The sequence below is a fragment of the Jatrophihabitans sp. genome, assembly GCF_036389215.1.
In the GTDB taxonomy this organism is placed as follows: Bacteria; Actinomycetota; Actinomycetes; order Mycobacteriales; family Jatrophihabitantaceae; genus Jatrophihabitans_A.
Genome location: NZ_DASVQG010000068.1, coordinates 1 through 12,725, shown reverse-complemented (window position 1 = coordinate 12,725; position 12,725 = coordinate 1). Strand labels below are relative to the sequence as shown.

11 protein-coding genes are annotated in these 12,725 nt (G+C 70.8%); 4 read left to right on the top strand and 7 right to left on the bottom strand.

What is annotated here, in order from left to right; genetic code table 11:
• Positions 1-27 precede the first annotated feature (27 nt).
• Positions 28-2,430 carry an endopeptidase La gene (gene lon / locus VF542_RS03165; protein ID WP_408650256.1) on the top strand — a complete coding sequence of 801 codons (2,403 nt, stop codon included), beginning with the start codon at positions 28-30 and terminating at the stop codon, positions 2,428-2,430.
• A 3-nt stretch (positions 2,431-2,433) separates the two neighbouring features.
• On the opposite strand, the gene VF542_RS03160 is transcribed toward lon, so the two are convergent.
• The 5 genes from VF542_RS03160 to serC form a co-directional block, all read right to left on the bottom strand.
• Positions 2,434-3,465: a serine hydrolase domain-containing protein gene (locus tag VF542_RS03160; protein ID WP_408650255.1), complete on the bottom strand. Its 1,032-nt coding sequence runs from the start codon at positions 3,463-3,465 to the stop codon at positions 2,434-2,436.
• Positions 3,466-3,606: 141 nt separating this feature from the next.
• Positions 3,607-5,520, bottom strand: coding sequence for an ABC transporter ATP-binding protein (locus VF542_RS03155; protein ID WP_408650254.1), 1,914 nt, complete (start codon positions 5,518-5,520; stop codon positions 3,607-3,609).
• Positions 5,517-7,328 (bottom strand): ABC transporter ATP-binding protein, encoded by a 1,812-nt coding sequence (locus tag VF542_RS03150; RefSeq protein ID WP_408650253.1) that lies wholly within the window; start codon positions 7,326-7,328, stop codon positions 5,517-5,519. Before VF542_RS03150 ends, VF542_RS03155 begins: the two co-directional genes overlap by 4 nt.
• 130 nt (positions 7,329-7,458) lie before the next feature.
• On the bottom strand, positions 7,459-8,781 hold the full coding sequence (gene sepH, locus VF542_RS03145; protein WP_408650252.1) for a septation protein SepH: 1,323 nt from the start codon (positions 8,779-8,781) through the stop codon (positions 7,459-7,461).
• Positions 8,782-8,864: 83 nt separating this feature from the next.
• Positions 8,865-9,995 carry a phosphoserine transaminase gene (gene serC, locus VF542_RS03140; RefSeq protein WP_408650251.1) on the bottom strand — a complete coding sequence of 377 codons (1,131 nt, stop codon included), beginning with the start codon at positions 9,993-9,995 and terminating at the stop codon, positions 8,865-8,867.
• A gap of 86 nt (positions 9,996-10,081) precedes the next feature.
• Between serC and VF542_RS03135 the strand changes: the two genes are divergently transcribed.
• Together VF542_RS03135 and VF542_RS03130 are read left to right on the top strand one after the other, a co-directional pair.
• Positions 10,082-10,408 carry an antibiotic biosynthesis monooxygenase family protein gene (locus tag VF542_RS03135; protein ID WP_408650250.1) on the top strand — a complete coding sequence of 109 codons (327 nt, stop codon included), beginning with the start codon at positions 10,082-10,084 and terminating at the stop codon, positions 10,406-10,408.
• 44 nt (positions 10,409-10,452) lie between these two features.
• Complete coding sequence (locus tag VF542_RS03130; protein WP_408650249.1) at positions 10,453-10,851, top strand: hypothetical protein; 399 nt, start codon at positions 10,453-10,455, stop codon at positions 10,849-10,851.
• Here the strand turns inward: VF542_RS03130 and VF542_RS03125 are convergent.
• The gene (locus VF542_RS03125; RefSeq protein ID WP_408650248.1) at positions 10,815-11,231 is read right to left on the bottom strand and encodes a hypothetical protein; all 417 of its coding nucleotides are present in this window, start codon (positions 11,229-11,231) and stop codon (positions 10,815-10,817) included. The genes VF542_RS03130 and VF542_RS03125 overlap by 37 nt on opposite strands.
• A 41-nt stretch (positions 11,232-11,272) precedes the next feature.
• Positions 11,273-12,061 (bottom strand): ANTAR domain-containing protein, encoded by a 789-nt coding sequence (locus tag VF542_RS03120; RefSeq protein ID WP_408650247.1) that lies wholly within the window; start codon positions 12,059-12,061, stop codon positions 11,273-11,275.
• A 275-nt stretch (positions 12,062-12,336) separates the two neighbouring features.
• Between VF542_RS03120 and VF542_RS03115 the strand changes: the two genes are divergently transcribed.
• Positions 12,337-12,725, top strand: a 389-nt coding sequence (locus tag VF542_RS03115) for a B12-binding domain-containing protein (protein WP_408650246.1), incomplete at its 3' end; no start/stop codon positions are given.

Sequence of the window (12,725 nt, the reverse complement as noted above, 5' to 3'; positions counted from 1 at the left end):
TGAAGCCACCTGACAGTGAGGACGAAGATGGCTGAGACTTCTCCACTACCGATGCTGCCGCTGGACGACGTGGTGGTGTTGCCCGGGATGGTCGTCCCGGTTCCGATGACCGACTCCGAGGCGCGCGCCGCCGTCGAGGCCGCGCAGGCGGCCACCGGCGGCACCGGCCAGGACGGCGGCCAGGCGCAGGTGCTGCTGGTGCCGCGGCTGGACGGCAAGTACTCCGGCTTCGGCACCATCGGGGTGATCGAGCAGGTCGGCCGGCTACGCGGCGGCGAGCATGCCGCGGTGGTGCGGGGAATCCAACGGGCCAGGATCGGCACCGGCACCACCGGTCCCGGGGCGGCGCTGTGGGTGGAGGCCACCGAGCTGAGCGCCCCGGCCGGCGATCCGCGCGAGCTCGCCGAGCTGGCGCGGGAGTACAAGTCGATCGCGACGACCATCCTGCAGCAGCGGGGCGCCTTCCAGTTCATCGACACTGTGCAGTCGATGACCGACCCGGCGGCCCTGGCCGACCTGGCCGGTTACGCCGGCTACCTGGGCAACGAGCAGAAGGTCTGGCTGCTGGAAACCGCGGACGTGACCGAGCGGCTGCGCAAGCTGGTCGCCTGGAGCCGTGAGCACCTGGCCGAGCTGGACGTCGCGGAGACCATCCGCAAGGACGTCCAGGAGGGCATGGACAAGCAGCAGCGCGAGTTCCTGCTGCGCCAGCAGCTGGCCGCCGTCCGCAAGGAGCTGGCCGAGCTGAACGGCACTCCAGCCTCGGAGGAGCAGGACTACCGGGCCCGGGTGGAGGCGGCCGACCTGCCCGAGAAGGTGCGGACGGCCGCGCTGGCCGAGGTGGACAAGCTGGAGCGGACCTCCGACCAGTCCCCTGAGGTGGGCTGGATCCGCACCTGGCTGGACACCGTCCTGGAGCTGCCGTGGAACACCCGCACCGAGGACGCCTACCAGATCGCCGAGGCACGCGCGGTGCTGGATGCCGACCACGCGGGCCTGGACGACGTCAAGGAGCGGATCATCGAGTACCTGGCGGTGCGCCGGCGGCGCGCGGACCGGGGGCTCGGCGTGATCGGCGGCCGCCGTAGCGGCGCGGTGCTGGCGCTGGTCGGCCCGCCCGGCGTCGGCAAGACCTCGCTCGGTGAGTCGGTGGCCCGGGCGATGGGCCGCAACTTCGTCCGGGTCGCCCTCGGCGGGGTGCGTGACGAGGCCGAGATCCGCGGTCACCGCCGGACCTATGTCGGCGCGCTGCCGGGCCGGATCGTCCGGGCGATCAAGGAATCCGGCTCGATGAACCCGGTGGTGCTGCTGGACGAGATCGACAAGCTCGGCGCGGACTACCGCGGTGACCCCACCGCGGCGCTGCTCGAGGTGCTGGACCCGGCGCAGAACCACACCTTCCGCGACCACTACCTCGAGGTCGAGCTGGACCTGTCCGACGTGCTGTTCCTGGCAACCGCGAACGTGCTGGACTCGATCCCCGGCCCGTTGCTGGACCGGATGGAGCTGGTGCAGCTGGACGGCTACACCGAAGCGGAGAAGGTCACCATCGCTCGGGACCACCTGCTGCCCCGGCAGCTGGAGCGGGCCGGCCTGACGCCGGCCGAGGTGAGCTTCACCGACGAGGCGCTGAGCCGGCTGGCCGGCGAGTACAGCCGGGAGGCCGGGGTGCGTGACCTGGAGCGGATGATCGCCCGGGTGCTGCGCAAGATCACCGCGCGGGCCGCGCTGGGCGAGGCTTCCGAGGGCGCGGGCTCCGCCGAAGCCGTGACGGTGGGTCCGGAGGATCTGCGCGACTACCTCGGACGGCCCCGGCACACTCCGGAGACCGCCGAGCGGACGGCGGTGCCCGGCGTCGCGACGGGCCTGGCGGTGACCGGAGCCGGTGGTGACGTGCTGTTCGTGGAAGCCTCGCTGGCCGACGCCGAGACCGGCCCGACCGAGCTGCGGCTCACCGGGCAGCTGGGCGACGTGATGAAGGAGTCGGCGCAGATCGCGCTGTCCTACCTGCGCTCGCACGGGGCCGAGCTGCGGCTGCCGGTGTCCGAGCTCGCCAACCGCGGGGTGCACATCCACTTCCCGGCCGGCGCGGTACCCAAGGACGGCCCGAGCGCCGGCATCACCCTGACCACGGCGCTGGCCTCGCTGCTGTCGGGCCGGCTGGTCCGCTCCGACGTGGCCATGACCGGTGAGGTCTCACTGACCGGGCGGGTGCTGCCGATCGGCGGGCTGAAGCAGAAGTTGCTGGCCGCCCACCGGGCGGGCATCACCACCGTGCTCATCCCGAGCCGGAACGAGCCGGACCTGGACGAGGTGCCTGCCGAGGTGCGGGAGGCGCTCACCGTGCACCCGGTCAGCGACGTGCGCGAGGTGCTGGAACTGGCGCTGGAGCCGGTCGGCGGGGCGGTCAGCGAGCACGCCGCCGCCTGATCCTCAGGCTCCGGTAGCCGCAGCCAGCAGCTGGTTGTGGACGGCCACGACCGGCGCCTCCACGTTGCACAGCACCGCGACGGACAGGTCCGCCGCGGGCAGCCGCTGCGCGATCGCGGCCACGCCCGGGTCACCGCCGGCGTGCCCGAAGCACCCGCCTGACAGGTACACGCCGTAGCCGTACTCGGCCCTCGGCCCGACGGTCGCGCGCGCCGTCAGCATCTCGTCCCGCAGCGCCGTCCCGAACAGCGAGCCGTCGTCGTAGGCGCGGAGGAACCGGTCGAGATCCGCTGCGGTCGAGTACGCCCCGCCGTCCCCGCCGCCGACGACCGGTATGGCGTGCGCGTTGGTGCGCCACGGCTCGTCGCGGGAGGCCCGCTCCAGGTATCCGACCGCGATGTCCGGCCGTGCCTCGTCGGAGCGGAAGTAACCGCTCGCGGTCATGCCCGCAGGTCCGAGCACCCGCTCGCCGACGGCCTCGGCGAACGGCTGCCCGGCCAGCTCCTCGACGATCAGCGCGAGGACGATGAAGCCGGCGTTCGAGTACTGCCAGGGGCCGCCCGGCGGCCGGTAGGGCTCGAGGTCGCCGAACAGCGGCAGGAAGTCCGCCGGCCGCAGCATCCCGGCCACCGGCCGGTCTGCCCACAACGCGCCGTAGTCGAAGTCCTCGTCCTCCTCCTCGGCGTAGTCGGCGATGCCCGAGGTGTGGGTGAGCAGGTGGTGCACGGTCACGTCCGGTTGCAGCGTGGCCGGCCGGCGGTCCGCAGGCAGCACAGACACCACGGGCGTGTCGAACGCGACCCGTCCGTCCCGGACCAGCGTGGCGACGGCCGCCGCGGTGAACATCTTCGACACCGACGCAAGCGCGAACCGGGTCCGCGGGGTGATCGGCGCCGAGTCCGACCTGTTCGCCAGGCCGTAGCAGCCCTCGAACTCGACGATCCCCCCGCGGCGGACCGCGGCAATGCCGGAGAAGTCCCGCTCCTCGACCCAGGAACGGAGCTGGGCGTCCACCAGATCGAAGGCGTTGGTCATGACCAGACTGTCCCGCGCCGGTCAACCGGATTGCGCGCTCAGAGAGGACGCCGTGCCGGCTGCCGCCCGCGATACCGGCGCCCGGCAGCAGGCGCCGAGTCGCCAGGCGCGCCGATCTAGCCGGTGCTCCACCAGTGCCCGCTAGACCAGCGAGTCCAGCCAGGCGGTGTGCAGCGCGGCGTACTGGCCGTCCACGGTGGCGATGAGGTCCGCCGGGGTGCCGTCCTCGATGACCCGGCCGGCGTCGAGCACCAGCACCCGGTCGGCGATCGCCACGGTCGAGAGCCGGTGCGCGATGATCAGCGCGGTGCGCCCGTGCAGCACCGTGCGCAGCGCTCGCTGCACCGCCCGCTCGGTCGGGATGTCGAGGCTGGAGGTGGCCTCGTCCAGGATCAGCACCGCGGGGTCGGCCAGGAAGGCCCGGGCGAAGGCGATCAGCTGCCGCTGCCCCGCCGACAGCCGGCCACCGCGCTTGCGGACATCGGTGTCGAAGCCGGCCGGCAGCCGCCGGATGAACTCCTCGGCTCCGACTGCCCGGGCCGCCTGCTCGATCTCGGCCCGGGTGGCGCCCGGTCGTCCGAAGGCGATGTTGTCGGCGACCGAACCTGAGAACAGGAAGCCGTCCTGGGTGATCATGACGACCGCGGTGTGCAGGTCGAGATCGGACAGCTCGTTCAGCGCGACGCCGTCCAGCCGCACCTGGCCCTCGGTGGGGTCATAGAACCGGCTGATCAGCTTGGCGATGGTGGTCTTGCCGGCGCCGGTGGCACCGACCAGGGCCACCGTCTGGCCGCTCTGGATGCACAGGTCGAGCTCGTGCAGCACCGTGACGGGACGCTCGGCCTTCAGGTCGTAGCTGAACTCCACCGAGTCGAAGCGGATCTCACCGGCGGTGGGATGCGGCAACGGCACCGGATGCGCGGGTGCGGGCACCGACGGCTCCTCGTCCAGCACCAGCGCCAGCTTCTCCAGCGCGGCGGTCGCCGACTGCAGCGAGTTGTAGAAGATCGCCACGTCCTCCATCGGACCGTAGAACTCCCGCAGATACAGCAGGAAGGCGGTCAGCACACCGAGCGCCAGGCCACCCTCGGCGACCCGGTAACCGCCGATGAACAGCACCGTCACGGTCGCGATGTTGCCGATCAGGGTCACGCCCGGGATGAAGATCGCGTGCAGGTCGAACACCTTGCGGTTGGCATCGCGATAGTCGTTGTTCAGGACCTCGAAGATGGCGTCGTTGCGGGGCTCGCGCCGGAACGCCTGCACCGCTCGGATGCCGTTCAGGGTCTCGACGAACTGCACGATCAGCAGCGCCACGCTCTCGCGAGTGCGGCGGAAGGCCACCGTGGAGTGGGCCGAGAACCAGCGGAACAGCAGGAACAGCGGGATCAGGGCGATCAGGGCGATCAGGGCCAGCCAGGGGTCGAGCACCAGCATCACGACCGAGATCACCACGATGTTGAGCACCGAGAGCAGCAGGCCGTCCAGGCTGGAGTCCAGCAGCTCGCGCAGGGTGTCGATGTCCGAGGTCAGCCGGCTGATCACCCGGCCCGAGGTGAACCGCTCGTGCCAGGAGACGCTCAGCCGCTGGGTGTGGTCGAAGACCCGGCGGCGCAGGTCAAAGAGGACCGCCTGGCCCACGATGCCGGTGCGGCGCAGGAACACCCACTGCAGCCCGCCGGCGACGGTGGCAGCCGTCACCAGCGCCAAGGTCAGCTGCATCAGGGTCCGGTAGTTGCCGTCCAGGGCATCGGGTAGGCCGTGGTCGATGGCCATTCCGATGAGCAGCGGGGCCGCCATCGTGGTGATGACCTGGCCGACCACCAGGGCCAGCAGGATGATGACCTGGCGCCGGTAGGGCCGGATCAGCTCGAACAGCAGCCGCCGGGCCTCCGGGTCCAGACGCGGCCGGCCCTCCGCGACCACGGCCTGCTCGTCCTCGGACTCCTTGCGGTCATAGCGGCCGCGCCATTGCACGACCGGCACCGCCGGTGCCTGCCCGTCCGGGTCGTCGGGCCGCTCGGTGGCCGGGGTGCCGGACAGCCCGGTGCTCATACCGACACCTCCTGGGCATCCTGGGACGCGTCCTGGGACAGCAGGTTCCGGTAGGAGCTGTTGGTCGCCATCAGCTCGCTGTGGGTGCCGACGGCGGTGATCCGGCCGCCGTCCAGCAGCGCCACCCGGTCGGCGAGCAGCACCGTCGAGGCGCGGTGCGCCACCACCAGGGCGGTGGTCGCGCCCAGCACCCGGCGCAGCGCCTTCTCCACCTGGGACTCGGTGTGGACGTCCAGCGCCGACAGCGGGTCGTCGAGCACCAGCACCCGAGGCCGGCCGATCACCGCCCGGGCCAGCGCCAGCCGTTGGCGCTGACCGCCCGACAGGGACAGGCCCTGCTCGCCCACCCGGGTCTCCAGGGCGTAGGGCAGCTCGTGCACGAAGCCGGCCTGGGCGATCTCGATCGCCTCGGCAACCTCCTCATCGGTGGCCTCGGGGCGACCCAGGGTGAGGTTCTCCCGAACGCTGGCCGAGAACAGGGTGGCGTCCTCGAAGGCCGTGCTGACGGTCCGGCGCAACTCCTCCAGGCTCAGCTGGTTCACCGGCACGCCGTCGATCTTGACCGCGCCGCCGGTGACGTCGTGCAGCCGGCCGACCAGCGAGGTGAGCACAGTCTTGCCCGAGCCGGTGGCACCGACCAGGGCCATCGTCTCGCCCGGTGCGATGTCGAGGTTCAGCCCGTGCAGGGTGTCTTCGGCCGCACCCGGAAACCGGAAACAAACGTCGCTGAACTGCAACCGGGCCGGCTGGTTCCACGGCCCGGCAAGGCGTACCGGCGACGGTGGATCGGTGATGTCGCTGGCGGTGTCGAAGACCTCGAACAGCCGAGCGGTCGCCGCCACGGTCTCCTCGGTGCCCGCGATCAGCCAGCCCATCGCCATCAGTGGCCAGTTCAGCCGCAGCTGCAGGGTGATGAACGCGACCAGGTCGCCCTGGCTCAGCGAGCCGTTCGCGACCGCCAGCACCCCGAAGCAGGTCACACCGGCCAGCACCAGCTGCGGGTAGGTGCCGATGATCGTCCACAGGGTGGCCAGCGTCCGGTTCTTTCCCAACTCGGCCTCGCGCAGCCGGGTGGCATCGCCGGTGAAGTTCTGCAGCAGCTGACCACGCCGGCCGAAGGACTTCACCACCCGGATTCCCAGCACCGACTCCTCGACGCCGGTGGCCAGGTCACCGGTCAGGTCCTGCGCCCGACGCGCCTCGATGTTGTAGCGGCGCTCGAAGTACCGGGTGACCACAGCCAGCGGCAGCATCACCACGCAGACGGCCAGTCCCAGCACGGTGTGCAGCCGGATCAGCATGGCCAGCACGACGACGATGACGGCCAGGTTGGCCACCACGAAGACGGCCATGAAGCCGACGAACCGGCGCAGCATGCTCAGGTCACTGGTCACCCGCGACAGCAGCTGACCCGAGGACCAGCGGTCGTGAAAGCTGACCGGCAAGCGCTGCAGGTGCTGGTAGAAGTCCCGCCGCAGGTCGGTCTCGATGGCCAGCGACGAGATGTTCATCGCCCACCGGCGGATGCCGAACAGCACCGCCTCGAGGACGCCGAACAGCAACGCCAGGCCGATCAGGGGATACATCCCGGAGGTCTCGTGCCGGGCGATCGGCCCGTCGATGAGGGCGGCGGTGATGATCGGGAGCACCGACTGGACGACCATGGCCAGCGTGGCGACCACCAGCATGAAAATCAGGTAACCGCGATAGGGACGCAGCCAGGGCCACAGGCGCAGCAGGTCGCGCACGGAGGCGTGCGCCCCGGCATGGGAGCCGGCCGCTGATGCGTCGTCCGCCCCGAGTGCCACGGTGATTCACCCTACGACGGCGCACCGACAACGGGCCAATGGTTTTAGGCGCTGTTCATGGCCGCAGGTCGTGGTCTTCGTCTCGTTGGCCGGCCGGCTGAGCTGGTTCGTTCCCGGCGGCCGGCTCGGTTCAGTCCGACTTGTGCCGGACGCCGAGCAGGATGTCGTCCCAGGACGGCATCCGCGGCTTCTCGCCGGACCGCCGGCCTCGCCTGCTCTGCAGGTCCCCCGGCGCGGCTACCTCCTCCGGTCGACCGGCGGCAGCGTCGGTGGCCCGGTCCGCACTGCTGGCCGAGCCGACCTCGGGGGCCGGGTCCGCCGACTCGACACCGGCAACCTCGACACCGGCAACGTCGACGACCTCGACCGCCAGCTCCGGGCTCCGGAAATCGAGCATCTCCGAGTCACCCCGCTCGGCGGCGGCACCACCGGCCGCGGCGATCTCCGGTTGTGCGAGCGCCGCCGGGTCCGAACGCGCGCCGGCATCATCCGCCGATTGCTGAGCCCGGTGCCGCGACGAGTTGCCGGGCGGCTGCGGGGCTCCCCGCCCACCGGCGGTGCCCATCTCGAAGGGCAGCGGCGGTTCGTGCCAGGGCTGCTGTTCGAAGGCGTTCTGGTCGAACAGCTCGTCGTCGGTGTCGATCGGGACCGGCCGGGTATGCGCCTTCTGCCGGCGCGAGGGCGGCCGGACTGCCGGGCTGGTCTCCTGCGGCCGCGGCGCATCCACCCGGTTGGGGTTCGGTACCGCGGTCAGCCGGGGCGGGGGCGGGGCCTCCCAGTCCGGCGCCCAGTCCCCGGCGGGTGCCTCGGCGACCGGTTCGGGAGCCGGGGGCGGTGCCGGTGGCAGCAGCGCCTGCACCGGCCGGTCGGACAGCAGGTCGGCGGCGATGTCGTCCAGGGCGGACACGGTGCGGTTGAGCAGGGCGAAGGAGAACTTCGCCAGCACCGTGCGCTGGTGCGAGCTGAATTCGGAGGTGACCGTCCAGCCGCCGTCCTCGCGCCGGTAGGCATCCCAGCGCACCGTCGCCGGGTCCACTCCGTGACGCGTCAGCCGGCTGTCGAGCAGTTCACCGAAGGGCACCAGCAGGCCGTCACCGCCTCGCCTGGCCCGGGCCCGGCGGGCCTCGTCGGTGACCCGGACCCGTTCCTGCAGCACCGGATAGGCAAAACGCATCACCCGATCCAGCGGGATGCCGGCCTCGTCGGCGACCGCCTGAGCCGTCTCGCCGGCGCGCACCCGCACCTGGATCTCGCGCGGCGTGGGGACCGGAGCGCTGCCCTCGGGCCGCGGCTCGCCCGGCCCGATCGACGAAGCCGGCTCTGTGGCCAGGTTGCGCAGCCGGTCGTCCAGGGACAGCTCGAAACGCTCACCCTCCAGGCTGCCGGGGTCGACGGCCTCCACGACCACGGACGTGCCGTCCTCACAGGGACCGACCAGACGGAGCAATCGCATGCACGCGACGATACGGTGACCCGCCGACGAACGTGACTGTCCACGCCGTGGTTACTCCCAAGAGAACCCGCGCACCGGCCAGCTCAGCCCAGCCGCGGCACCAGCCAGTCGATGCAGGACGTCAGGGCCGAGATGTCGTCGGGGTCCACGGCGGGGTACATCCCGATCCGCAGCTGGTTGCGGGCCAGCCCGCGGTAGGGCTCGGTGTCGAGGATGCCGTTGGCGCGCAGGGCCTTCGCCAGCCGGCCGGCGTCGATCTCGGCAGCGAAGTCGATGGTTGCCACCACCGGGCTGCGCACCGCCGGGTCAGCCACGAACGGGCCGGCGAAGGGCGACTTCTCGGCCCACGAGTACAGCCGGGCCGCGGACTCGGCGCTGCGGCCGGTGCTGTAGGCCAGCCCGCCGCGCTGCAGCATGTCCTCGATCTGGTGGGCCAGCAGCCACAGGGTGGCGATCGCCGGGGTGTTGTAGGTCTGGTCCTTGGCGCTGTTGTCGATGGCGGTGAGCAGATCCAGCGACGGCGGGATCCACCGGCCCGAGCCGTGCAGCTCGGCGGCCCGCTCCAGCGCGACGGGGGAGAAGAAGGCGATCCACAAGCCGCCCTCACCGGCGAAGCCCTTCTGCGGCGCGAAGTAGTAGACGTCGGTCTGGGTGACGTCGACCGGCAGCCCGGCGGCCGCCGAGGTGGCGTCGACCAGGTGCAGCGCCGCCTCCGCGCCGGCCACCCGGCGGACGTCGAGCATCACCCCGGTCGAGGTCTCGTTCTGCGGCCAGGCGTAGGTGTCGATCCCGTCCTCGTACTCGGGGTACGCCGCCGAGCCGGGCGCCGCCGTGCGCAGGCTGGGCTCGGACAGGAACGGCGCGCCGTGGGTGACGGCGGCGAACTTGGCCGAGAACTCCCCGATGCTGACGTGCTGGCTGCGCTGCCGGACGAGGGAGAAGGCCGCCGCGTCCCAGAAGGTGGTCGAGCCGCCGTTGCCCAGCACCACCTGGTAGCCGGCCGGCAGCCGGAACAGGCTGCCCAGCCCGAACCGGATGCGGCCGATCAGCGACTTCACCGGCGGCTGGCGGTGCGAGGTGCCGAGCACCCGGCCGGCCCGCTCGCCGAAGCGGCGCAGGGTGTCGGCCGGCACCTTGGACGGTCCCGAGCCGAACCGGCCGTCCCGGGGCAACAGCTCGGTAGGGATCACCGGGTAGGGCTCGGGGTGGCTCACCGGTCCAGTATCCCAGCCGGGAAACGTCCTTCTCGGTACCCGTGGGTTAGCCTGTCGTGATCGACCCAGAGCATGAGGTACAGCCCATGACCGGTCCGCACATGTACGTCTCGGTGTCGCGCCTGCGGGTGGCGGTCGATCGCTCCGATGAGCTGATCGCCGCCTTCACCCAGCGTGCGGGCTTGGTCGAGCATCACGACGGCTTCATCGATCTGCAGGTCTGGCGTTCTGACCGTGACCCCGCTGAGGTGCTGATGGTCAGCAGGTGGCGTGACCGGGACAGCTTCACGGCGTATATGAGAAGCGAAGACCACCGGGTGTCACACGGGCGGATGGATCCAGGTCTGAAGAAGGCGATCAAGCTCGAGCGGCTCGAGCACCTGCACCAGACCTATGAGGTCGTTGCCCAGTGAGTGCCCGACCGTTACTGCCGCCCAGCGGCGGCGACGCCGCACCCGTGTCAGCCACCCTCGCCGATGGCCAGGCGCTGGATCTCGTGGTGCTGGCCACCCAGATCTGCCACCGCTACCGCGAGGAGTTTCCTGACGAGGCGGAGCGCTACGGGGAGGCTGGCAACGCCTGGTGCGTCCACGACAACCAGCACCTGCTGAACTGGGCCGTCGCGGCGGTCAACGACGACAGCGACATGAGAAATGACGTCGGGTGGTTGGCCAGCGTGCTGGAGTCACGTGGTTTTCCGATCGAGCGGTTGGCGCGAAACCTTGACCTGGCCGCCGGTATCGCCGGCGATCACCTGGCTGGACCAGGCAGTGCCCGGGTATCGGGTGTTCTCAGGGACGCAGCCGAATTCATCAGGTCCTACGGAAGCTTTCGCGACTGGGTCCTGGTGACCTGAACCGGGCTGCTGACCGGTGAGGTGCAGCGGATGAAGGATGCCAGCCTGAGCTCGACCGGCACTCGCACGTCGGCAAGGAGCTGTGGAGCCTGCCAGGCGGTGCGGTAGGCGTTCAGCGTGGCCTCCCAGGCGTCGTCACGGCAGGTGGCCGTCCGCAAGGCGTAGGCGAAGATGGTGGCCGAGGTCGCGTCGTACAGTTCCGTCAGGGCGACTGGGTCACCGGCCTGCAGCCGGGTGACGATCGTGGCGTGCCAGTGTCGCGACCGGGACTCGCTCGACCGGGACTCGATCGACCGGTCCTCGCTCGACCGGTCCTCGATCGACCGGGACTCGCTCGACCGGTCCTCGATCGACCGGGACTCGCTCGACCGCGCTTGCATCGACCGCGCTTGCATCGACCGCGCTTGCATCGACGGGTCGGTCAAGGCCGCGGAGCGTGGGGCGGCGGCAATGGCCGCGGGCTGGGCCGGCGAACTGCTGTTCCGGTCCCGTTCCGGGGGCTGGCCGGGGGCCGCGGCAGCCGGGTGACGCCGACAGGCAGCTCGATCGTTCCGGTGTCGATGACCTCCGATGCGATGTCGCGAAGCTTGCGGTGACCGTGCTGGCTGGCTTCACGCAGCACGTCGAAAGCGCGGTCGCTGGTCAGCTTGCGGCTGGCCATGAGTATTCCGATGGCGGTCCCGATCTGCCGATTGGTGGTCAAGGCGATGCGCAGGTGGTCGGCTTGGGCCTGCTGGGCCGTCACGATGTCGATGAGGCGCTCCCGCTCGATGACCGCCACCGCGCGCTCGACGACGAGCCGGGCCAGCAAAGCGTGGCTGGGGCCCGGGCTGGCCGTGTGGAAGTTCAGCGTCAGAACACCCTGGTAGTCGAGGAGGCCTTCGGCGCTCAGGCCGGCTATCGGCGTCAGCACCGCGTTGTGGCTGATCACCTGCCTGCCCGCCATCGCCTCCCTGACGAGGGCGGAATCCTCCAGGTCGGCTTGATTCCAGGGCCATTTGGTCTGGTATGCCTGCTGATCGGCGGTAAGAACGGTGGCGGTGGCGGCATCGCACAGCAGCGGCACGCACAGCCGGGTGACGCTGGTGAACACGACTGCGGGTTCAGCGGAAGCCACCAACCCGTCCAGGGCCCGGAGGATCGGTTCCAGCTCCGATCCCGCATCGGCGGCCGGGCGGTGCTCGAGGTAGGGCGCGGCTTGGGTGCTCATAGGAAGTCTCCGACTTGTGGTCCGGTCCGATGCCAGCGGACACCGTGCCGTGCGAACGCTCACCAGGGACTTCCTGCTGAGCCCGCTTGAATACTCCCCCGAGATGGTGGCTGCAAGCCGGTCTCAAACTATGCATCGCGGTTCTTGTGCGAGTGCTCCCTTGTCGCGGCGGCCGCACGCTCAGAAGGATGGACAGGCCAACCGCTGAAAGGTTTCCCGTGCCCTGTCTGCCCGCTGTGCTGCCGCCCGACGGCCGCTGCGACGAGGCGCCGTAGATGGATCGTCAGCAATCCCAGCGGGGCGCGAGCGCCGGCCTGAACGATCTCTGCGCAGAGTTCGCCGTCCGGTTCCTGTCGGCGGCCCTGCTCGATGACCCGACAGCGATGCGCGTGCACCTGGAGCAGGCCACCGAAGCATGTGGTTTGGGCGACTGCCTGGATGACGTGCTGCTGCCGGGGATGCGCGCCATCGGCGCGCTGTGGCGGAGCGGGCAGTGCAGTATTGAGACCGAGCGGCTCGCCACCGAATGCGCCCGGGCATGGCTGCAGAGTCATGAGGTCCTGGTGCCCGCACCTCATCGAGGGCCGCCCGTCGTGCTGGCGTGCGGGCCGACCGACCGGCACAGCCTCGGCCTGGAAGCGCTGGGCATCCTGCTCCGCTACGA